Annotated in this window: 19 protein-coding genes; 3 read left to right on the top strand and 16 right to left on the bottom strand. The window is 68.5% G+C overall.

Annotated elements, in window-relative coordinates; all coding sequences use genetic code 11:
• Positions 1-225 precede the first annotated feature (225 nt).
• The 11 genes from AP234_RS14890 to AP234_RS14940 all read right to left on the bottom strand — a co-directional run bounded on the left by AP234_RS14890 (position 226) and on the right by AP234_RS14940 (position 12,163).
• Entirely contained in the window at positions 226-1,047 is an 822-nt protein-coding gene (locus AP234_RS14890) for a PAS domain-containing protein (RefSeq protein ID WP_055480248.1), read from the bottom strand.
• Between the two features lie 14 nt (positions 1,048-1,061).
• Complete coding sequence (locus AP234_RS14895) at positions 1,062-1,814, bottom strand: SDR family oxidoreductase (protein ID WP_083502119.1); 753 nt, start codon at positions 1,812-1,814, stop codon at positions 1,062-1,064.
• A gap of 9 nt (positions 1,815-1,823) precedes the next feature.
• Complete coding sequence (locus AP234_RS14900) at positions 1,824-2,060, bottom strand: hypothetical protein (protein ID WP_063842946.1); 237 nt, start codon at positions 2,058-2,060, stop codon at positions 1,824-1,826.
• Positions 2,060-3,220 (bottom strand): cytochrome P450, encoded by a 1,161-nt coding sequence (locus AP234_RS14905; RefSeq protein ID WP_055480251.1) that lies wholly within the window; start codon positions 3,218-3,220, stop codon positions 2,060-2,062. The genes AP234_RS14900 and AP234_RS14905 overlap by 1 nt, the downstream gene beginning before the upstream one ends.
• Complete coding sequence (locus tag AP234_RS14910) at positions 3,217-3,681, bottom strand: hypothetical protein (protein WP_055480252.1); 465 nt, start codon at positions 3,679-3,681, stop codon at positions 3,217-3,219. The genes AP234_RS14905 and AP234_RS14910 overlap by 4 nt, the downstream gene beginning before the upstream one ends.
• A complete protein-coding gene (locus AP234_RS14915) occupies positions 3,678-5,171 on the bottom strand; it encodes an amino acid adenylation domain-containing protein (protein ID WP_160330444.1) in 1,494 nt (497 codons plus the stop codon). Before AP234_RS14915 ends, AP234_RS14910 begins: the two co-directional genes overlap by 4 nt.
• 51 nt (positions 5,172-5,222) lie before the next feature.
• Positions 5,223-5,591, bottom strand: a complete 369-nt coding sequence (locus tag AP234_RS14920) for a cupin domain-containing protein (RefSeq protein ID WP_083502122.1) — start codon at positions 5,589-5,591, stop codon at positions 5,223-5,225.
• A gap of 26 nt (positions 5,592-5,617) precedes the next feature.
• Positions 5,618-5,983 (bottom strand): helix-turn-helix domain-containing protein, encoded by a 366-nt coding sequence (locus AP234_RS14925; RefSeq protein ID WP_152990420.1) that lies wholly within the window; start codon positions 5,981-5,983, stop codon positions 5,618-5,620.
• 408 nt (positions 5,984-6,391) lie between these two features.
• Positions 6,392-8,641, bottom strand: a complete 2,250-nt coding sequence (locus AP234_RS14930; RefSeq protein ID WP_160330445.1) for a PxKF domain-containing protein — start codon at positions 8,639-8,641, stop codon at positions 6,392-6,394.
• Positions 8,642-8,823: 182 nt separating this feature from the next.
• Complete coding sequence (locus AP234_RS14935) at positions 8,824-11,157, bottom strand: phosphoketolase family protein (protein ID WP_055480257.1); 2,334 nt, start codon at positions 11,155-11,157, stop codon at positions 8,824-8,826.
• Between the two features lie 175 nt (positions 11,158-11,332).
• Positions 11,333-12,163, bottom strand: a complete 831-nt coding sequence (locus tag AP234_RS14940; protein ID WP_055480258.1) for an IclR family transcriptional regulator — start codon at positions 12,161-12,163, stop codon at positions 11,333-11,335.
• Between the two features lie 91 nt (positions 12,164-12,254).
• Between AP234_RS14940 and hutH the strand changes: the two genes are divergently transcribed.
• A complete protein-coding gene (gene hutH, locus AP234_RS14945; protein ID WP_055480259.1) occupies positions 12,255-13,796 on the top strand; it encodes a histidine ammonia-lyase in 1,542 nt (513 codons plus the stop codon).
• A 14-nt stretch (positions 13,797-13,810) separates the two neighbouring features.
• Here the strand turns inward: hutH and AP234_RS14950 are convergent, their stop codons facing one another.
• The 4 genes from AP234_RS14950 to AP234_RS14965 are packed head-to-tail and all read right to left on the bottom strand — an operon-like array spanning position 13,811 to position 17,914.
• Positions 13,811-14,578 (bottom strand): YoaK family protein, encoded by a 768-nt coding sequence (locus AP234_RS14950; RefSeq protein ID WP_083502124.1) that lies wholly within the window; start codon positions 14,576-14,578, stop codon positions 13,811-13,813.
• Entirely contained in the window at positions 14,575-15,063 is a 489-nt protein-coding gene (locus AP234_RS14955; RefSeq protein ID WP_063842925.1) for a RidA family protein, read from the bottom strand. Before AP234_RS14955 ends, AP234_RS14950 begins: the two co-directional genes overlap by 4 nt.
• On the bottom strand, positions 15,060-16,850 hold the full coding sequence (locus AP234_RS14960; RefSeq protein ID WP_431998609.1) for a gamma-glutamyltransferase family protein: 1,791 nt from the start codon (positions 16,848-16,850) through the stop codon (positions 15,060-15,062). The genes AP234_RS14955 and AP234_RS14960 overlap by 4 nt, the downstream gene beginning before the upstream one ends.
• Complete coding sequence (locus AP234_RS14965; RefSeq protein WP_055480262.1) at positions 16,847-17,914, bottom strand: pyridoxal phosphate-dependent aminotransferase; 1,068 nt, start codon at positions 17,912-17,914, stop codon at positions 16,847-16,849. The genes AP234_RS14960 and AP234_RS14965 overlap by 4 nt, the downstream gene beginning before the upstream one ends.
• A 264-nt stretch (positions 17,915-18,178) precedes the next feature.
• Between AP234_RS14965 and AP234_RS14970 the strand changes: the two genes are divergently transcribed.
• Both AP234_RS14970 and AP234_RS14975 read left to right on the top strand, forming a co-directional pair.
• Positions 18,179-19,426: an Nramp family divalent metal transporter gene (locus AP234_RS14970; RefSeq protein ID WP_055480263.1), complete on the top strand. Its 1,248-nt coding sequence runs from the start codon at positions 18,179-18,181 to the stop codon at positions 19,424-19,426.
• A 7-nt stretch (positions 19,427-19,433) separates the two neighbouring features.
• Complete coding sequence (locus AP234_RS14975) at positions 19,434-21,125, top strand: amidohydrolase family protein (protein WP_055480264.1); 1,692 nt, start codon at positions 19,434-19,436, stop codon at positions 21,123-21,125.
• Positions 21,126-21,183: 58 nt separating this feature from the next.
• On the opposite strand, the gene AP234_RS14980 is transcribed toward AP234_RS14975, so the two are convergent.
• The gene (locus AP234_RS14980) at positions 21,184-21,984 is read right to left on the bottom strand and encodes an IclR family transcriptional regulator (protein ID WP_063842926.1); all 801 of its coding nucleotides are present in this window, start codon (positions 21,982-21,984) and stop codon (positions 21,184-21,186) included.
• Positions 21,985-22,053 lie beyond the last annotated feature (69 nt).

The following is a 22,053-nucleotide window of genomic DNA, read 5'->3' on the forward strand; positions in this document are numbered from 1 at the left end:
CGAACAGGACCATGCGAGAGACTATACACCTGTCATCGGTGACCCGGGCGTGCACCGGCGCCGCAAGGCGTGGTCGCGATGACTCGCGATTTAGGCCGTGCGGCGCCCGTCGTTTCCAGGTGATGAGCCCGGACCTGCGCTACGCGAAACTCCCCGACGGAAATTTTTCGATCAATCGGTTATATCCGGAATAAATCCACACCATTCGGGGACCAGCGGGCCGGGTCAGAAGCTCAGGTCCAGCGCCCCGACGCGGTCGCGGTGGCGGTGCGGGGCGTCGTCGGGGAAGACGAAGCAGCGGGTGTTCCTGAGCGAGCCGTCCACGACGTTCGCGGTGGAGAAGATGACCACGGGCACCCGCTCGCCGTCGTTCAGGAAGTCCGCCCGGAAGTCGATGATCGGCGCGTCCTCCCCCCACCTGCCCAGGAAGTCCTCGACGACCTCCTTGTCCGCGTAGATGCGGCGGATGTGGTGCCCGACGTAGGAGTCCGGCGCCCGGCTCGCACCGACGATCTCGATGTCCTTCCAGTTCGCGTGGGCCACCGTGCCGTCCTCCTCGATCAGGTGGATGGCCACCGGGCAGTGGTCGTAGTAGGCCTTGATCAGGTGGACGGCCCGGGGGCCGGCCGAGGTGTACGCGGCGTCGGGCCGGTCCACTCGCGCGATCCACGCCGCGCCCGATCCGGCCCCGCCCGCCGGGCCTGGCGACGGCGCGGGCAGATCGGTCGACGGACGCAGCGCCCAGAAGCCGTGAACCTCCCCGTCCACGCCGCCGAACCCGATGTTCACGAAGCCGGCGGGGAATTCGGGATCGGGATAGGAGACCGCGCGGTTCTCGACGGGGCGTCCGGCGGACAGCAGCGCCGGATAATCGGTCACGCCCAAAATATCGGGGAGCGCGGCGCCCTTAATGGCCTGCGTACCGAGCAGTTCCCCGGCCGCCTTGTTGGCCAGCACGACGCGCCCACCGGAATCGGTCACCACCATTCCCGGCGACGCCCGGTCGAACAGGTCCACCAACTGCTTTGTCGACGGATAGTCCGTCATCACGGCGTCCTCCCTTAAAGCGGCACTTTTCTGCTGTAGTTGAACACTTGACCGGTCGGTCCGTTGGCCGGAAACTCCGCGATGTCGACGATCCACCCGGCCACCTGCCGGGGGCCCTTCAGCCAGTCGGTTCCGTACCCCTCGTTGATCACCTGGAGAATCTCGTCGCTGATGTCGTACGCCGTCTCGCCCATCGTCATGGGGGTCGCCACCGGGCCGGGACGCACCTCATTGGCGATCACCCGGCTGTCGGCGAACTCGACCGAGCACGCCCGCATCAGCGTCGTCATCGCGGCCTTGCTCGCGGCGTACGGCCAGCGCTCCGGCACATATCCGTTGGCCAGGCTGGCCCCGACGAACGTCAGCGAGCCGCCGCCGTTCCGCCGGAGCAGGGGAACGGTCGCCTGGACCAGATTCAGCGCGGTGAGGACGTTGCTCTCGTACGTCCCGACGGTGAGCTCCGGCGGCACGTCGGCCAGGGCGTGCGGGGGCGGGGAGAATCCGGCGTTCAGCACCACGGCGGCCACCCCGTCGGCGACCGTCTCCCCGGCCGACTCGAGCGCCGAGCGCACGGCGTCCCGCTCCCGCAGATCCGCGTGGCAGTCCACATAGCGCGGATCGCCCTTCAGGTCGGCGTTGCCCCGCCGGGAGACGCCGACGACGGTGTATCCCCGCCGGAGGAACTCCGTCGCCACGGCCGCGCCGATCCCCGACGACGTCCCCGACACCACGGCGACGGCCGTACGGTTCCCGCTGTCTCGTCTCATCCGCGCCCGCTAAGCGCCCTGGAACACGGCGGCGTCGATCGCCTTCAGCGACCGCATGGAATCGATCCTGATCACTCCGGGCTCGATCCGCCCGCCATGCAGGCGCTCGATCTCGATGACCATCGAGACGAACTGCAGGCTCGTCACGAGAACTGACTCGATCAGGTCGGTGTCGTCGGCGATCTCGACGGGTTCGTCGTGCAGTCCCCTGATCCACTCACGCAGGGCCTCGATTTTGCTTCCCATCAGCACACGTCCTTTGATCTCGGTTGAAAGCGGACGGAGAACCCCACCGGCCGGGAGAACGACTGGCTCTCCAGCAGCACCCGGTCACCGGTGATCGAGACCTGCGCGCAGCGGCGGGCGAGGGTCTCCAGGAGCAGCATGAACTCGGTCTTGGCGAGCGGCGCCCCGGGGCAGCTGTGCGGTCCGACGGAGAACGGCACCGATGCCTTCGTGGCGCGCCCGACATCGAACCGCCCCGGGTGGGGGAAGATCTCCGGATCGCGGTTGGCCGCCGCGAGGGAGACCAGGACCAGGGAGTGCCGCGGCACCGGGACGTCCCCCAGGAGCAGATCGGCCTCGGCGAACCGCGCGATCGTCTGCACCGGTGGATACAGGCGCAGCGTCTCCTCGATGAAGGCGTCGCGGACCGATTCGTCGAGCAACTCGTCCATGTCCATGATCGAGCGGCCCAGGCAGTACACCATCGAGGTGATGAAGGCGCTGCTGGTCTCCGTACCCGCCAGGAAGAACAGCAGGGCCGTCGACCGCACCTCCTCGTCGGTCAGGGCGATGCCCTTGCGGTCACGCGTACGCTCGATCGTGCCCAGCAGCGAGTCGGGCCGCAGCGACTCGGCCCGGCACTCCTCACCCAACAACGCCAGCAGCGCGGCCATGCTCGCGTGGGTCGCCTCGGTCTCCTCCGTCGGGTAGTCGAGCAGCCGCGCCAGCGGGCGGGTCAGCTCGTGGAACCGGCCCTCCAGCGACCGATCGACACCGAGGATCGTGCACACGATCCCGTAAGGAACCCGATGGGCGTGGTCACGGTAGAAGTCCTCCGTCTCCCGGCCGAGGACGTCGTCCACCAGCGCGTCGATCAGACCGGGCATCAGCAGCCGCCGCCACCGCTCGATCCGGCCGGCGGCGAGGATCGGCGCGAGCAGCGCGCGGAACTCACGATGGCGGGCGCCGTCACAGTCGAGCACGTTGGGGCCGAACGCCCGGGAGCTGGCCTTGAGCGGGTGATCGGCCACCAGCCCCGGATGGGTCAGCGCCTCGCGCGCCGCCCGGTTTCCCGTGACCGCGACCACCCCCGTGCCGAGGAGGTGGACGTCCTTTCCTGCGGGAAGACGGCGATACCAGTCCGGCCGGCTCAGCAACGTGTTCTGATCGACCGCCGTCACCGTACGCATCGCGCGTGACCCCCGGATCCGAGGCCGGCGATCCGGGCCAGCAGCCCCATCGCGGCGCGCCACTCAGAGGCGGTGAGGCCAAGTGTTCCCGGCGGCGCGTAACGGACCGTGATCACCCCATGCCTCCCATCGGGACATTCGATCAGGAACGCGCAGTCCACCGCGTCCGCCTCCTGAGCCCTGTCCTCGGTACGGAACACCGAGCCGTCGAACTCCACCGAGATCTCCTGGCTGAAATTCCGCCGCACCAGCTCGAAGAACATCTCCAGCCGGCGGTGGATGTCCGGTTCGCCGGCGAAGCGGGTGAGGAGCACGTCGGCCGCCTCCAGCACCCGTTCGATCCTGCGTTTTCCCTGGACGTACTCGAGCGCGACGGCGACCTGCTCTTCCGCCCGGGCGCGTACCGTCAAATCCGATCCCTCCCGATCCGCCGCGGCCGTGGCCGTGGTCATGGCGCATAACCGAACCGGCTCGCCAGCGCCCGCCTGTTGATCTTCGTGTTCTCCGTGAAGGGAATCGAGTCCAGGAGATGGACGGCCGCCGGCACCATGTAGCCGGGGAGCCTCTCCTTGAGCGCGGCGCGCATGCTCTCGTCCGTCACCCGTCCCTCGAACGGCACCGCGAACAGGGCGATGCACCGGGTGCCGTTCCTCCGGGTGACCGGCATCGCGACCGCCTGGGCACACCCGACGGCACGGGCGGCCGCTTCGATCTCCCCCGGCTCTATCCGATGCCCGGCGATCTTGAACTGGCTGTCGAGCCTGCCGCCGAAGTGCAGCGTGCCTGCCCCGTCCAGCCACCCCCGATCACCGGTCAGGTAGACGCGGCGCGTCCCTCCCTCCACCACGAGGTCGCGGAAGACCTCCGCCGTACGACGGGGATCGCCGAGATATCCCCGGGCGAGACCGGTCCCTCCGATGGCGATCTCACCGGGCTCTCCGCCCGGGACCGGCGCGCCGTCCCGCACCACGTAGATGTCGGTTCCCGCCACCGGCCGCCCGACCGGGATCCCTCCGTCGCCGTCGAGATCGGTTCTGTCGATGCGGTGGGTGGTGACGAAGACGCAGCTCTCGACGGGTCCGTAACCGTTGTAGAGCTCGATCGACGGAAACGTGTCGATCAACTTCCGGCAGTTCTCCACGGGGGGCCGGTCACCGCCGAGCGTGAGCACCCGCAGCCCGCCGAAGCACTCGACATCCGCCGTGACCAGCACGTCGAACAGCGCGGGAGTCAGGAAGAGGTGCGTCGCGCCGAAGTCGGCGACATAGGCGCGGACAGAGGCGGGCAGGAGCACGTCGTCTTCGTGGAGCAGCACCGTCCCGCCCCGGGTCAGCATCCCCCACAGTTCGAGCGTGAACGCGTCCCAGGCCACCGCCGCCGCGCTGATCATCCTGGGGGCCCGGCCGTACGGCACACAGGGCTCGGCGCCGAACAACCTCGTCGTGGCCCGGTGCGGGGAGAGCACGGCCTTGGGCTCACCGGTGCTGCCCGACGTCCAGAACAGCGTCGCGACGTCGTCCGGCGTCACCTCGGGCAGGGGCAGGTCGGCCTTCGAGTCGAGCTCGGCGAACGACACGCACTCCAGGGCCGCCCCGGCCAGGTGTTCCGCTCCCGTGCGATCGGCGAGCACCACCGTGGGCCGCATCGCCTCCAGTAGTGCGGCGATCCTCGCGACCGGCCAGCGGACGTCGAGCAGCGCGTACGCCGCGCCGGCCAGCAGAACCCCCAGCAGGACGGCCGGAAGGTCGGCGGTGCGCCGCGCCACGACCGGCACCACGCCGCCGGGTGACACACCCGTGCCGATGAGGTGCCGGGCGATCCGCTCGGCGTCGGTGACCAGTTCCGCGTAGCTGATCGCGTGTTCCTCGCAGCGAACCGCGATGCGCGCGGGATCGCGCCGGGCGGCGGCCATGACCGCGTCGTGTATCGTCCTCCCGCTCACGGCCGGTCCTCGGGATATCCAGGTCATCGGCTTCTCCCAGACCGTCGTCGTTCAGTCGAAACGCATCGCGGACGGGACGAGCGATCCCGGCACGAGGTCCAGCCGGGCGGGGGCGGACAGCTCCAGGAGCACCGCGCCGTCCTCGCCCACCCGGGTGGCGGTGTGGCGCCGCCCCGAGGGGAAGTAGGCGACATCTCCCGCTTTGAGTTCGTACTCCTCCCCCTCGCACACGAAATGGATGGAGCCCGCTGTGACGACCACCCACTGTTCGTTGTCGTGCGCATGCGGCTGCAGTTCAAGTGGTCCGGGCTCGGATGCGGTCAGATGCAGGCAGGAAATGTTCTGCCCGAAAACCAGGCGGCGGACCATGGGAATTCCACCGTCCGGAAGGGCCTCGTGCTCACTCCAATTAATCTTCATTTCGGTGTCCTCGGCGAGATCGACCGTTACGGTTGAATCCTCTTTACGAACCCGCCGCTCCGCAATTGAACTTTGGTACGATGATCGGACGGCGCCGACCGGGCCCAGGCCGTGGAGACGAGACCCGCCTGCAGTCGTGATTCGATGCCGAGTTTCGCGAGGATCTGCCCGATGTGGGCCTTCACCGTGCGCTCGGTGATGCTCAGCCTGGAGGCGATGGCACGGTTGGACGCACCTGTCCCCAGCAGCAGGAAGATGACGAGCTCCCGGCCGGAGAGCGCTGCGACGCGCGCCATCTCGTCCTCCCAGGAAGAGGCCACCAGCATGTCCAGGGCGCCGCTCACGGTCAGGTCAGAACCCACGTGACTGCGCTGCGAATTCACGTTTTCCACCCCTGTTCATCCGAAGGGAATACCGTTCGCATCTCCACTGCTCGTGACGCTGAAGTCAGGGAATCCCGGCGGCGGTCATCGACCTGCAGAATCACGCCGGGGCACCGGGAGGGCTCCTCATCGAACCCCGGACATCCGCCGAACAGCCTCGAGTCACTCGACTAATTCGTTCCCGGTTTACCCTGCCTGTTTAGCGTAGATTGCTTCTTTGTAAACTTCAATGGGGGTCGACTGTGGAAGCCGCACAACACGGTGATATAAGGGACCGCTCGCGACCGTCCATACGCGGCTACGCGAAAGGGCTCCATCTCCCACGTCGCCGGCCCACCGGAGCCGTGACGTGCGAGATGGAGCCCGTTGCCGGCCTAGCGGAGGACCCGGGGTCTGGATCCGCTCCCGGCCGGGGATCTACTTCAACCGGATGGTGGTGAAGTGGCTGCTGCCGTCATCGAGCTTCAGCTCGAACTTGCGGCAGGTGCCGGACCAGCTCTTCTCGGTCTTCCACACGTAGTTGTACTGACCGCCTCCATAGCTGAGCTTGGAGTTCCCCGGGGTGGCGGTCGGCGCGGCCGCGCCGGTCGCCTCCCCGGTGTCGCAGGTCACCTGCTGCGAGGCCGGGTAGCCGGGGGCGATCACGCCGGTGCCGCGGTCGCCGCCGAGGCTGAACTTGATCGGTACGGCGCTGCCCGCCTTACCGTCCATCGTCTCGGGGAAGTAGGCGTGCCACGGGTAGACGACCTGGTAGGTCACCTTCTGGTCGGCGGAGTTGCCGGCCTTGTCCGTCGCGTTCACGGCGAACTCGTGGAAGCCCACTGTGGAGGTGTCGAGCGCGCCGCCGTCGGGCACCGTACCCGTGCACGCGGCCACGCCGGAGAGGTTGTCCTCGCACCGGTAGGACACGATCTCCGCCGCCCCGAGCGTGAAGACCGCGCCGTCGGCCGGCTTGGTGAGCGAGATCGTCGGCTTGGTGAGGTCGACGGTCACCTCCAGCTCCCGGTCACCCGAGATGGACACACCGCGTTCGACCACCGTCGCGCCGTCGACCACAACCGTGAAGTCGCACGTCGCGTGCGGGAACACCGCGTCAAGCCGTCCGTCGGTCCCCGTCATGCCGACGTTGCGCTCGCCGTCGCCGCAGTCGGCGCGCACGGGCGCCCCGGCCAGCGGCTGACCGCCGTCCGAGACCGCGGACACCTTGACCGCGTTCAGCGCGTTGTGCGCCACCGCGCCGCCCACGACGTCGAGGGTGATCTGCAGCCGCTCGGGGCTGATGTTGTCCATCGTGTCCGTCGGCCTGTGGTACTCCGGCTCGGTGACGTACGAGCCGCCGGAGGAACCGCAGACGGCCGGCGGGCGGTAGTCGAGCCAGATGAACAGTGAGGCCGGGATCCCGGCGTCATAGAACGCCTGGTGGTCGCTCTGCCCGAGCCTGCAGTTACGCAGTCCCTCGAAGCCGACGCGATCGGCCGCCTTGTACGCCTCCTCCACCACGAAGTTGGACTGGCCGTTCGGGGTCAGCGCCCACAGCCGGGCCGGCTCGTACGGCGTGCCGACCATGTCCATCTGCCACTCGCCGACGAACCGCGCCTTCTCCTCGGCGGTCAGCGTCTTGACATACTCCCGAGCGCCGAGGAGGCCTCCTTCCTCACCACCGAAGCCGGCGATGCGCAGCTCCTTGTCCAGCGGATACTTGCCGAGCACCCGCGCGATCTCCAGGGAGACGCCGTTGCCCGAGGCGTCGTCGTGGGCACCGGGCGCGCCAAGCACCGAGTCGATGTGCGCGCCGACCATGACGATCGGCGCCTTGGTGCCGGTCGGGTCGCCGACCGCATGCCGGACGGCGAGGACGTTGGTGCCCATCGGGTTCACGTACTCGTTCGTCGCGATCCGCAGCGTGAGCGGCCCCTTGGCCAGGAGTCCCCTGATCCAGGCGCTGTGCGCGCTGCCGCCGCCGATCACGGGGAGGTTCGGCTGGGGCGTGGTGAGCGTGAACGACGGCGGGGCGCTGTTGCCGGTCGGATACGCCAGGATGACGGCGATCGCACCCCGGCTGACCGCGTTGGCCACGGCCGTGTTCCGCACCGATGCGGTGGTGCTGTAGTCCACCAGCACGATCTTGCCTTCGGTGTCCGAGGGGAAGTCCGCGGCGGACTGGCCGGTCTTCGCGTCGACGACCTGCCCCTCGACGCCGTTGTCGCCGGTGAACTTACCGCTGGTCGAGGCGGCCATCTGCCAGTTGGGGCCGCCGGGCAGGTCGGCGTTGGGGGACGTGACCTTCGCGACGCGCTTGGTCGAGACCGGACCCCATGTCTGGTAGGACACCTTGAAGCCGTAGGACTCCAGGATGCCGCCGATGTATTCCGCGCCTTCCCTCTCCTGTGGGGTGCCGTTCAACCGCGGGCCGATGTTCACGGCGAGGTGCCGGATGTGCTCGACGGAGTTGGCCGAGTCGAACCGAGTGACGATCTCGTTGTCGTAGTCCGGGAGTAGAGCGCTCGTCGTCGTGGACGTGCCGGCCGTCAGGGCCTGGCCGGGCAGCCCCTGTGCTTGGACGACACCGGCGGTCGCGGACACGGCACCGAGAGCGAGCGCCGCCGCTAACCCACCGACGACGGTAAGTCGTCTGAGCCGGCGAGGCCGTTCGAGTGAACCCCTCACGGAGAACCTCCTGGTACTGGCGGACATGGAGTCCGCATGGCGCCCCCGCCCCTCGGGTCACGAAGGACGCGGACAAGGTGCGCGATTAGTACCAGGAGGGTAAAATACGAGTCAATAGAGACATTGCTCCTGACATGGTTGACCGCCGATGGTCACCCCGCGGAGCGTTGAGAAGAGCGGAATCAGCGGGCGTCGGCGGCAGGCGGAGACCAGGTCCAGTCGCGGATCTCCGGCAGGTCCTCGCCGTACTCACGGGTGTGGGCACGGGCCCGCAGCCGGGCGTCGACCATGCGCTGGCGCAGGTGCGCCACCCGCTCGCCCAGTCCGGGCACCCGGTCGATCACGTCCATCACCAGGTGGTAGCGGTCGATGTCGTTGAGCATCGCCATGTCGAACGGCGTGGTCGTGGTGCCCTCCTCCTTGTAGCCGCGCACGTGGAGGTTCGGGTGGCCGGTGCGCCGGTAGGTGAGCCGGTGGATCAGCCAGGGATAGCCGTGGAAGTTGAAGATGATCGGCTTGTCCGTCGTGAACAGCGCGTCGAACTGGGCGTCGCTCATGCCGTGCGGGTGTTCGGACGGCGGCTGCAGCCGCATCAGGTCGACGATGTTGACGACCCGCACCTTCAGCTCGGGCAGGTGCTCGCGCAGCAGGGCGGTGGCGGCCAGCGTCTCCAGGGTCGGCACGTCGCCGGCGCAGGCCAGCACGACATCGGGCTCGGCGCCCTCGTCGTTGGAGGCCCAGTCGATGATGCCGAGGCCCCGGGTGCAGTGGGCGACGGCCTCTTCCATCGTGAACAGGTCCAGCACCGGCTGCTTGCCCGCCACGATCACGTTGACGTAGTCGCGGGAGCGCAGGCAGTGGTCGGCCACCGACAGCAGCGTGTTGGCATCCGGCGGCAGGTAGACCCGCACGACCTCGGCCTTCTTGTTGACCACCACGTCCAGGAAGCCCGGATCCTGGTGGGTGAAGCCGTTGTGGTCCTGCCGCCACACGTGGGAGGAGAGCAGGTAGTTGAGCGAGGCGACCGGGCGCCGCCACGGGATCTTCTTCGACGCGTCCAGCCACTTGGCGTGCTGGTTGAACATCGCGTCCACGATGTGGATGAACGCCTCGTAGGAGTTGAACAGGCCGTGCCGTCCGGTCAGCAGGTAGGCCTCCAGCCAGCCCTGGCACAGGTGCTCGCTCAGCACCTCCATCACCCGTCCGTCGGGCGACAGGTTCTCGTCGGTGGGCAGCGTCTCGGCGTGCCAGGCCCGATCGGTCACCTCGAACACCGCCGACAGCCGGTTGGAGGCGGTCTCGTCCGGACCCATCAGACGGAAGTTGACGGGATTGGCCGCGATCACGTCGCGCAGGAAGCCGCCGAGCACCCGGGTCGGCTCGCTGTGCGCCACAGCGGGCGCCTTGATCTCGACCGCGTAGTCACGGAAGTCGGGCAGCAGCAGCGGGCGCAGCAGCTCACCACCGTTGGCGTGCGGGTTCGCGCTCATCCGGCGCGGTCCCTCGGGAACGGTCTCGCCGATCGTCGCCACCGGCCGGCCCTCGGGGTCGAACAGCTCCTCCGGCCGGTAGGAGCGCATCCACTCCTCCAGCATCGCGCGGTGCTCGTCGTTGTCGCGTACCGCCGCCAGCGGGACCTGGTGGGAACGCCAGGTCCCCTCGACGGGCAGGCCGTCCACGACGGCCGGGCCGGTCCACCCCTTGGGCGTACGCAGAATGATCATCGGCAGACGATCGGCCGAGCCGTCCTTGAACTCGGTGATCTGGTCGAAGACCGTGTCGAGGGTCTCGGCCATGAGGGCGTGCATGACGGCCGGGTCGTCCCCCGACACGATGTGGGGGCGGTAGCCGTACCCCTCCATGAGCTTGACCAGCTCGTCCTCGGGGATCCTGGCCAGCACGGTGGGGTTCGCGATCTTGTAGCCGTTGAGGTGCAGGATCGGCAGCACGACCCCGTCGCTCGACCGGTCGAGGAACTTGTTGGAATGCCAGCTCGCGGCCAGCGGCCCGGTCTCGGCCTCGCCGTCTCCGATCACACAGGCCACGACGAGGTTCGGGTTGTCGAACGCCGCGCCGTACGCATGGGCGAGGGCGTAGCCGAGCTCACCGCCCTCATGGATCGAGCCGGGTGTCTCGGGCGCAACATGGCTCGGGATGCCGCCGGGGAAGGAGAACTGGCGGAACAGCCGTCGCATGCCCTCGGCATCCCGGGTGATCTCCGGATATTTCTCCGTGTACGAACCCTCAAGCCACGCATGCGCCACCGCGGCCGGGCCGCCGTGCCCCGGACCCGCGATGTAGATCATGTCCTGGTCTCGCTCCCGGATCACCCGGTTCAGATGCGCGAAACAGAAGTTCAGTCCGGGAGTGGTGCCCCAGTGGCCGAGCAGACGCGGCTTGATGTGCTCCGGTCGCAGCGGCTCGGTCAGCAGCGGGTTGTCGAGCAGGTAAATCTGCCCGACCGACAGGTAGTTGGCGGCACGCCAGTAGGCGTCGACGAGCTCAAGTGCGTCCATGTGATTAGCGTCTCCCGTCACGGGCTCGGTGATCCAGGGCCCTAAGTCCCTACCCAGCCAGCCGAAGGGAAGGCCGGCATGACCACCTTGATGTGGCGTTCGCGCAGGTGGACGCGGTCGGCGGGGGTGGCGCGGTCGGCACGGTCGGCGCGGGACGAGCCGGCGTTCCTCCCGCTCAGGCTCGCTTGCCCACGACGTCATGCGGGCCGGTCGGGCGGGCCCGTGCAGCCGAGGGGCGAGAGGTGTCGGCCATGCCTCCTATGCGGCGGCTCAGCTCGTGAGCGGTCCGCCCGACCTGGCCCGCGATCTCCTCCCGTAGCGCCGGGTCGACGTCGCGGGCGGGGAAAGTGACCGCTATTCCCGCGATCGGATAGGCCCTGTGGTCCAGCACCGCGGCGGCGACGGAGGAGAAACCCAGCGTGACCTCCCCGTCCTCCGTCGCATACCCGCGGCGCCGTACGTCCACCAGCAGGTGGCGGAGCGCGGACAGTGAGCGTGGTCCGACCTCGGTCCGCATGACGAAGGCCGAGGGATCGGGAAACACCGCCCGCACCTGGGCCTGCGAGAGACACGCCAGCATGGCCCGGCCGCTGGCGGTCAGGTGTGCCGGTAGCCGTACCCCGACCTCGATGACCAGCGGCGCGCGCCCGGGCGCACGTTCCTCGATGACGTAAATGACCTCACGGCCGTGCAACACGGCGAGGTGCGCGTTGTGCCCGGTGCGATCGACGAGCCCGGCCAGCGGCACCCGGGCCAGCCGCTGGAGCGGGGCCTGCCGGCTGTATCCGGAACCGAGCTCGAAGGCGCTCACGCCCAGGCCGTAGCGCCGTTCCTCGGGCAGATGCACGACGAATCCTTCGCGGGCCAGCGTGTCCAGCAGGTGGTACGTCGTCGAACGGGGCAGGCGCACGTCACGGCTGATGGCGGCGGCCGACACCGGGCCGGCCTGCCCCGCGAGGTAGCGCAGGATGGCCAGCACCTGGGCCGCGGCGGGCACGACGGACACGCCCCGAGCGTAACCCGCGTGTCTGGGATCCCAGACAGGTGGTGGGTCTCAGCCCTGGCTTCAGGCTTCTGACTTGCCGTTTCATGGACCCATGTCTGAAGTTGTCGTAGGAGTCGGCCCGTTGTCCGCCGACGATGTCGTGTCGGTCGCTCGCCACGGCGCACGGGTGGTCCTGTCGCCCGAGGCGTGCGATGAGATCACCGCCAGCCGTAAGGTGATCGAAAGCCTGGCCGGCGACGTCAAGCCGCACTATGGCGTCTCGACCGGCTTCGGGGCCTTGGCCACCCGGCAGATTCCGGCGGAACTGCGCACTCGGCTGCAGCGCAGCCTGGTACGGTCACACGCCGCGGGCTCCGGCCCCGAAGTGGAACGCGAGGTCGTGCGGTCGTTGATGCTGCTGCGGCTGTCGACGCTGGCGACCGGAAGAACCGGGATTCGGCTGGAGACCGCTCGTGCCTACGCCGACCTGATCAACGCCGGCATCACTCCGGTGGTGCGAGAGTACGGCTCACTCGGCTGCTCCGGCGATCTGGCCCCGCTCGCGCACTGCGCGCTCGCGCTCATCGGGGAGGGCGAGGTACGCGATGCCGACGGCGTGCCGCGCCCGGCCGAACAGGCCCTCGCCGCCGCGGGCCTGGAGCCGGTCACGTTGCGGGAGAAGGAGGGCCTGGCCCTCATCAACGGCACGGACGGCATGCTCGGCATGCTGGTGCTGGCCTGTCACGACCTGCACAGGCTCCTGCGCGTCGCCGATATCAGCGCGGCCATGAGCGTGGAGGCGCAGTTGGGCACCGACGCGGTGTTCGCCGCCGATCTGCAGGCGCTGCGCCCGCATCCGGGCCAGGCAGCCAGCGCGGCAAACATGCGGGCCCTGCTGGCCGGTTCGGCGATCGTGGCCAGTCACCGCGACCCGGAGGAGTGCACCCGGGTGCAGGACGCGTATTCACTGCGGTGCTCGCCGCAGGTGCACGGCGCGGCCCGGGACACCCTCGCGCACGCCGAACTGGTGGCCTCCCGGGAACTGGCCGCCGCCGTCGACAACCCGGTGGTGACCCTGGACGGCCGGGTGGAGAGCAACGGCAATTTCCATGGTGCTCCGGTGGCCTGCGTGCTGGACTTCCTCGCGATCTCGGTCGCCGACGTCGCCTCCATCGCCGAGCGTCGTACCGACCGGTTCCTCGACGTGGCGCGCAACCACGGATTGAACGCCTTCCTGGCCGATGATCCCGGAGTGGATTCCGGATACATGATCGCCCAGTACACCCAGGCCGCCATCGTCTCCGAACTCAAGCGCCTGGCGGTACCGGCATCGGTCGACTCGATCCCCTCCAGCGCCATGCAGGAGGACCATGTGTCGATGGGCTGGTCCGCGGCGCGCAAGCTGCGTCGTGCCGTCGACGGGCTCACCCGCGTGATCGCGGTGGAGCTGCTCACCGCGGCCCGCGCCCTCGATCTGCGCGCGCCCCTCGCCCCCGCTCCGGCCACGGCGGCGGTGCGCGCCGGACTTCGGCGGCATGTGCCCGGACCCGGCACCGACCGCCATCTCGCTCCCGAAATCGAAGCGGCCGTGGGCTACGTCGCCTCCGGCCAGGCGCTCGCCGCGGCCGAGTCGGTCACCGGACCGCTGCACTGAGAACTCTTTCGATCTCAGGCGGGGAAGACGCTGTGACTCTTCCCCGCCGCGCCGGCCGACGCCTGGCTCCTGTGCTCACCGGACGCGGCCCGGTGGCGACGATGGTCCAGCACCGACAGGATCACGACGGCGGCCACCGCCACGGCCGGCAATACCAGGGCGATGGGACGCAGGTAGTGAACGGCCAGGCCGCCGGCGGCCGCCCCGGTCAGAAGAGCGGCGAGTCCGTACGCACCGTTGCGGTGTGTCGTGGAGAACGGCGACCGGGTCGCGATCGCTTCGACCACTCCGGTCAGCGCACCGGTGAGATAGGTGGTGGAGACGGACACCTTGATCGCGCGGACGGCCGAGCCCTGCATCCCCATGGCCGATGCGGCGATCGCGAGCAGAGCGATGCCGAAGCCCCTGCCGGGGGATCCCGCAGAGAGCAGCCACGCTGTCGCTATCCCGACGAGCAGGATGAGTTCGAGTGCCAACGTGCGGGTGACGCGAGGGGACCACACCGGGTCGGTGTCGCGGGACGGGCTCCGATGGGTCCACCAGGACCCGACGAGCCCTCCCAGCACATATCCGGACAGTGCGGCGACGGAGGAAACCGCCAGCGAACCGTCCGCTGTGCCGGCGGCCACCCCGAGGAACACGATGTTTCCGGTCATGACACTGGCGAACGCCTCGCCCAGGGCCAGAACCGTCACCGCATCCAGGCTTCCACTGGCGATGCAGAGCAGTACGACTCTGAGCTCGAGGTGGGGATGTTCGGAACGTGTTGATCTAGCGCTCATTTCACCTGGTCCTGGCCGAGGTCGTCCTCGAGAAGCACGATCAGGTCGAGTTCGACGGGTGCGCCCTGCGGAAGGGTGTGCACGCCGATGGCCGAGCGCGCACCGCGACCGGCCTCACCGAAGGCGCTCTCGAAAACGGCCGTGGCGGCGTCGGCGATCCGCGGGTGCTCGGTGAATCCCTCCACGGCGCAGATGTAGACCGTTGTCCGGGCGACCCTGCGCACATGATCGAGGTCGGGGACGACCGCCCGGAGCGCGGTCAGGGCGTTGATCGCGGCCAGCCGGGCGCTCTGCTCGGCCTCCTCGACCGTCACCGATCCACCGACGACTCCGGCCCAGACCGGCTCGCCGTCACGCGTGCCGGTCTGGCCGGACACATACACGGTGCGGCCGTCACGAACTCCTGGCACGTACCGGCCAAGCCGGGTCGGGCCGTCGGCAAGCTCGATGCGGGCCGCGCGAAGCCTCTCCTCAACGCTGCTCATCGTCCGACCGCATACCCTTGGGCGCCGCGGGGATTCGCCGCCGCGCGCAGTGTCCCATCGGGCGTGCGCGATACGGCGCTGAGCCGTCCGATCGACCAGGGGTCACCGACGTGGACCTGGTGGCCGCGGTCGCGTAGATCATCGATCACCCGCTCGTCGAAGCGCCCCTCCAAGGTCAGGCCGCCCGGTGTGCGCTCTCGAGGAAAGAACGACGAGGGGAAGTGACTGGTGAAGAACGCCGGAGACTCGATCGCCTGCTGCAGGTTCATACCGTGGTGCAGGTGGCGCAGCAGGAACACGAGGGAGCACTGGTCCTGGGTGTCGCCTCCCGGGGTGCCGAAGGCGAGGTAGGGGTCGTCACCCCGCAGCATCATCGTCGGGGAGAGGGTGGTCCTCGGACGCTTGCCCGGGGCCAGTCCGTTCGGATGCTCATGCGACAACCAGAACATCTGCGCACGGGTCCCGAGGGCGAACCCGAGCCCGGGGATCGCCGGTGAGCTCTGCAGCCAGCCCCCGCTCGGTGTGGCCGCGACCATGTTCCCCCAGCGGTCCACGACATCGACGTGGCAGGTGTCGCCTCGCCCCTCGTCGACAGAACCGAAGGTCGGCTCTCCCAACCCGGCGCTCGACGCCCCCGCCGACGTGAAGGAGTCCGCGGGCAGGATGAGCGGACGACCGTCGGGCGAGCCCGGTCGCAGCGGACCGGTGTCCGCTCTGTCGGTCACCAGCGCACGCCGCTCGGCGTTGTAGCTCTCGGTCAGGAAGCTCTCGATGTCGATCGGCGAGAACGCCGGGTCGCCGTAGTGCGCCTCGCGATCGGCGAAGGCCAGCTTCGCGCACTCGGTCACAATGTGGACGAACTCTGCGGAGGCCGGCTCGCAGGCGGTGAGGTCCCACCCCTTCAACAATGCGAGTTGCTGCAGGAAGACGGGGCCCTGGCTCCAGGCGCCGGGCTTCAGGACCGTGTTGCCGTGGTAGTCCAGCGAGACGGGGTCCTCATAGGTCGGCGACCAGTTCGCCAGGTCGTCACCGGACAGCAGGCCCGTGTGCCGGCCGCCTGAGGAATCAAGAACCGGCGTCGAGGAGACATAATCCGTGATCGCTTCGGCGACGAAACCCCGGTAGAAGACGTCCAGAGCAGCGTCCAGTTGGCCCTCGCGGCTCGTGCTGCTTGCCTCGGCCTGCTCGATGATGCGGTCGAGCGTGTCGGCGAGCGCGGGGTTGCGCAAGGTCGTACCCGGCCGGGGGGCGGCCCCTCCGTCCAGCCAGAGGTCACGGCACGAGGTCCAGTGCTCCAGGAAGAGCTGGGTCACAGAACCGATGGTCTCGGAGATCTTCGGCAGGCAGACAAAGCCGGAACGGGCGTAGTAGACGGCATAATCGAGGACCTCACGGAGGCTGATGGTGCCGTAGTCGCGCACCAGCCGGATCCAGGCACCGAACGCTCCGGGCACGCAGGCGGCGAGAAAACCCGAGCCTGGGATCGCGTCGAGCCCGAGCTCGCGGAAGACCTCGATCTTGGCCGCTTGGGGTGCGGGACCCTGTCCGCACAGCACGAAGCTCGATCGTGAAGTGGAGTCCCAGCCCAGGATCGGTACGTCGCCGCCGATGCCGTTGAGATGTGGTTCGACGACCTGTAGCACGAACGCCGAGGCGGCCGCCGCGTCGAAGGCGTTGCCGCCGCGTTCGAGCACGCTCATCCCACACTGGGAGGCGAGCCAGTGGGTGGAGGAGACCATACCGAAACCGCCCTGGAGCTCGGGGCGCGCGAGTGGCATCTCGTTCATCGGGGCACCACCGTGCCGTACAGCTCGGCCAGGGCCGAGTCGAGGCGGGCCAAGCCGGCCGCGGAGGGGATCGTCAGGCGGATGGCGTCCGGAACACCGAGGTCACGCCCGGGGCGTACCGCTATGCCATGGGATGCCAGGTGATCGACGACGAGGTCGCTCTGGGGTGTCAGGACCAGGATGAAGTTCGCCTGTGAGGGGACGAACTCCAGTCCATGACGCCGAAGCATCTCCTCGACGCGGAGTCGACTATGAACGATCTCGCCGACGGCGTTCGCGGTCTCGGTGTGATGAGCGACGGCGTTCGCCGCGGTGATCTGAGCGAGAGTGTTGACCGAGAACGGCAGGCGGAGCCGCGCGATGGTCTGTGCGATGTCGCGGTGCGCGACGAGGTAGCCGACGCGGACACCCGCGAGTGCGTGTGCCTTGGAGAACGTCCGTAGGACGACCACTCGGGGCTCGCGCACCGCTTCTGCCACCGTGTCCAGGCCGGCCTCGGCCGCGAAGTCGACGTACGCCTCATCGATCACGATCATCCGTGCCGCGCTCTCACCTATGAACGACAAGAGATCTTCCGGGCGCACGACGGTTCCCGTGGGATTGTGGGGGTTGCAGATGAAAGCCACGTCGACGTCGGCCGTCGCCATCGCCCCGAGATCGTGGCGCCAGTCGATCAGCGGGACCCGTTCGACGCGAGCTCCCAGCCGGCCGGCGCAGAGCTCGTAGAGCGAGTAGCCGGGCGTGGCCGTGACGATGCTTCCGGTGTATGCGGCATAAGCCTGGATGAGAAGCATGATCAGTTCGTCGGAGCCGTTCCCGACGACGACCTCATCGGGGTCGACCCCGTGCAGCTCGCCCAAGGCCGTGCGCAACGCCGTCGCTTCAGGGTCAGGGTAGCGATGCAGATCCAGGTCCGCGGTATCGACCGACCGCGCAGAGAGCCAGGCGGGAGGCGCCGGGCACTCGTTCGACGCCAGTCTTCCATCCTGGGTAGCGGCCTTCAGCCCGGGCCGATATCCCACGGCTCCTTCCAGCCATGGCCTGAGGAGCGGACGCTGCTGCATAGGGCTTCTCCTGGTTCCATCCCGGGTTCACCGCAGGACTGGACGGCGTGTCGTACGCGTCATGGATGTGTCATCCCATGGTCATGGAAACCAGTCGATCTGGCCACCGCCCCGACACCCTTGCTGTCTCATATGTGGCACAGTGATGGTCGGCGCGGCATTGATGCCCATTCGGAGAGGTGACAGCCTTCTTGGAACCTCTTCGCGGTGCGTGTCACGTCTTCGCGGTGCGTGTCACCCCACCGCTTGCCGCTAGGAGAACCGATGACCGTATCCCCCCCGCACAAGTCCGCCGACGCGACGCCCCGCCGGCGTCGGTCGCTCCCCTTGAACAAGCTGCGATACATCGGGCCCGCCTTCATCGTGGGAGCCCTGACGTTCGGGCCGGGTAATGCCGTGGCGTCGGCGACTCTCGGGGCCGAGTCGGGTTACACCGTCCTCTGGCTTCTGGTCCTCTCGAGCATCCTCATGCTCGTCTTCACCGACATGGCCGTGCGCATCGCGATGTGCTACCCGACGTCCATCATTCAAGCCATCAAGAACCACATCGCTCGCCCTGTCGGCGTCATCGCGGGAATCTGCTTCTTCATCCTCGCCGTCACGTTCGGGGCCGGGAGCATGATCGGTGCCTCGCTCGGGCTCCAGGTCATCACCGGCATGGACATCAAGCCCCTCTCCGCGATCTGTGCGGCCGCGGCCATCGCGCTGCTGTGGAGCGGTGGCGCCTACAAGCGGCTGGAACGCGTGATGGTCGTGGCCATGGCGGTCATGGCCGTGGCCTTCATCTCGACGGCGGTCATCTCGGGCCCGGACCTCGGCGCCATGGCAGCCGGCCTGGTGCCCTCGCAGGTGCCGGGTGGGCTCATCGCCGCTTTCGCGCTGCTGGGGACGAACCTGTCCTTGTACGCCGCCTTCTACATGGCGTACACGCTGCGTGACAAGGGAACGAGCCGCCTCGAGTACCGGCAGACCACGAAGTACGACACCGTCCCCGGTGTGCTGCTGCCCGGCATCCTCACGATCGCGATCATCGCCTCGGCCGCCACGGTCATTCCCGGCGCCACGATCGAGTCGGGCAACGACATGGTCGACATCCTGCGCCCGGCTCTCGGGGTCGCCGCCGTCGCGGTGTTCGCGCTCGGGCTGTTCAGCGCGGGATTCTCATCCGTCATGACCGGTGTCCCCGGTGGTCACGTCCTGTCCGATGCGCTCGGCTTCGGCGACAGCCTCGACCACCGACGGGTCCGTGTGATGGCGACCGTGGCGATCGCGGGATCGCTGCTGCTCGTCTTCGTCTTCGGAGGCGCGCCGATCCAGCTCATCCTCGCGGCGAACGCGAGCACGCTGATCCTGTTCCCCCTGCTCGCGGTCTCCCTTGTGTACCTCGCGAGTCGAAAGTCCTCGATGGGCGACCTGGCCAACCGCTGGTGGCAGACGCTCGTGGCTCTCGTCGGCGTCGCCGTCGTGTTCTGGGGCGCCTACCGCGTGGCGCTCGAACTGGTCAGCGGCTGAGAGGAGCATGACCTTGGCCACCCACCACCTCGACCTCGCGATCACCAACGCGAAGATCCTCACGATGACGAGCGACCGCCCGGTGGTGCGCGCACTCGGCACCCGTGGAGGCAGGATCGCGGTGGTGGGTGAGGACCGAGAGGTCCTGGCCCACGCGACCTCGGCGACCAGAGTCGTGGACGCCCGCGGGGCCACGGTCATACCCGGCCTCGTCGACGGCCACGCCCACCTCGACCGTGAGGGTCTGCGCGATGTGTTCGCCTCCATGGAGGGTCTGCGTACGGTCGAAGCGGTTCTCGACCGGATCTCGTCACTGGCGGCCGGGGCCGAACCGGGGCAGTGGATCGTCACCATGCCGTTGGGCGAGCCACCGTACTATGAGGGCGAACAGCCGTTTCCCACCCGGTTTCAGCTGGACCGGGTGGCACCGCGAAACCCGGTGTTCATCCGGCCGATCTGGGGCTACTGGCGGCACTCCCTCCCGCTGAGGTCGGTCATGAACGGCCTCGCGCTGGAGGCACTTGGTCCTGACGGCATCCGGGCCTGTGAATCATGGGCGGAGTTCGAGCGAGACCCGGTCTCCGGCGAGCTCAACGGCCGCGTGAACGAGCACACGTTCGAGCCTTCCGTCGAGTTCCTGCTACCGCAGTCGGCAGGCCGATTCGGCGAAGAGGCTCGGCGATCCGCGCTCCTGCGGTCGATGCGGACGTACAACGCCTCCGGCACCACCGGGATCTACGAAGGACACGGCGTCGCCGACGAGGTCGGGGCCGTATATCGCCGGGTCGCGAGCTTGTCGGAACTGACGGTCAGGGCACGGCTTCCGCTCAGCCTGCCGTGGGCGGATGCGACCGACATCGAACGAGCTCACCTGCGCGCCGCGCGTGTGTCGGCGGTCGCAGGGGATGGCGAGGGCGATGAAATGCTCCGCTTTGTCGGTGTCAGCCTCGGTTCAACGCACTCGTCTCCGGGGGTCCATGTTCGCCGGAAAGCTCGCCCCTACACCGGCTGGGCCGGGTTCGACCCCGGCTCGTCGCTGGATCCAGCGGAACTCCTGCCCGAGCTCGTCGAGTGCGCACGGGCCGGAGTCCAGGTGGCGGCCATGACACCGGACATGCTGAGCGTGTTCGAACTGGTCGATCGGGCAATCCCGATCGCCGGGCTGCGCTGGGTCCTGGGGCACATCAACGTCCTCACGCCGGCCGATATCGACCTGATCAGAAGACTCGGTCTGATCGTGACCACCCACACCAACCGTTACATCTACAAAGAGGGCCGGGAGGGCGAGAAGCGGGCCGCGGAGACCGGTGGCGTACCAGTGCCGCTGCGCAGCCTGCTCAGCGCCGGCGTGCCGGTAAGCCTGGGCACCGACAACGTCCCCACCTCGCTTTTCGGGCCGATCTGGCATGCGGTCTCACGCGAGTCCCGCAGCGGCCGCCTCGACTCACAGCACGAGCGCATCGACCGTTACCAGGCGCTGCGGGCGGCGACGATCGGCGGTGCCCTTCTGACGTTCGACGAGCGTCGACGCGGCAGGCTCGAGCCGGGCATGCAGGCCGACCTGGCGGTGCTCTCCGACGATGTGCTGGCCATCGGTGAGGCGCACATTCCCTCCATCTCAGCGGTGATGACCGTCGTGGCTGGGCGCGTGGTGCACGATCCCGACGGGCTCGCGGGGCAGGGCTCGTCCTCCTGGTGAATCGTGAGAGCCGTCCCGGGGCGGCGCCGCCCCGCACGACACGACGAACGACCGACGGTCACCCCTGAGGAGCCCCTGGGGGCTTTCCACGGATCCGGCTGGTGAGCTCATCACCGGTCTCCTGAACATGCCGGGCGATCCGCTCGACCCCGGCCGGCGCCACATCTCGGTGGTAACTCACGCCGACGGACGCGATCGGCCGGCCCTCGTGGTCGAAGACCGCGGCGGCGATGCATGAGACGCCCTCTGTCGTGCTGTTGCTCTCGATGCTGTATCCGCGTTTGCGATCCTCCTGAAGGATCGCGCGAAGTTCCGACATGTGGCGCGGACCCGTGTTGGTGCGAATGACGAGCCCGGAGGACCCCGACAGAATGGCCCGGGCCTGCGAAGCCGGAAGCGCGGCCAAGATCGCGCGCCCCACGGCCGTCAGATGCGCCGGCAGCCGGATGCCGACGGCCGTGATGAACGGCCGAGCCGGCTCAGCCGTCGTCTGCTTCAACAGGTAGAGAACGTCGGCGCCGTGCAGCACGGCCAGATGCGAGGTCATCCGGGTGCGCTGAGTGAGCCGCACCAGCAGTGGCCGCGCCGATCGTTCGAGCACTCCCGCCCGCAGGTAGCCGGATCCGATCTCGAATGCCCTGATGCCTATGCCCCACAGTCCCTCCTCGGGAAGGTGGACCACGAAGTGCATACGTTCCATCACGCGCAAGATCCGGTAAACCGTCGATCTTGATATTCCGCAATCCCGTGCAATAGTGCTGGCGGCCACCGGCTGCGCACACCGGGACAGGTAGACGAGAATCTTCAACGTGCGCTCGGTGGGTTTTTCTCCGGCGTAAATCTCTGAGCGGGCACTCATCACGCCATTATCGCTTCCGCGGTAACGCCCCCCTCCGGGCAGCGGTCCCGGCCGATGCGGCGGAGAGGC

It is taken from the genome of Sphaerimonospora mesophila (assembly GCF_001417795.1).
Lineage (GTDB): Bacteria > Actinomycetota > Actinomycetes > Streptosporangiales > Streptosporangiaceae > Sphaerimonospora > Sphaerimonospora mesophila.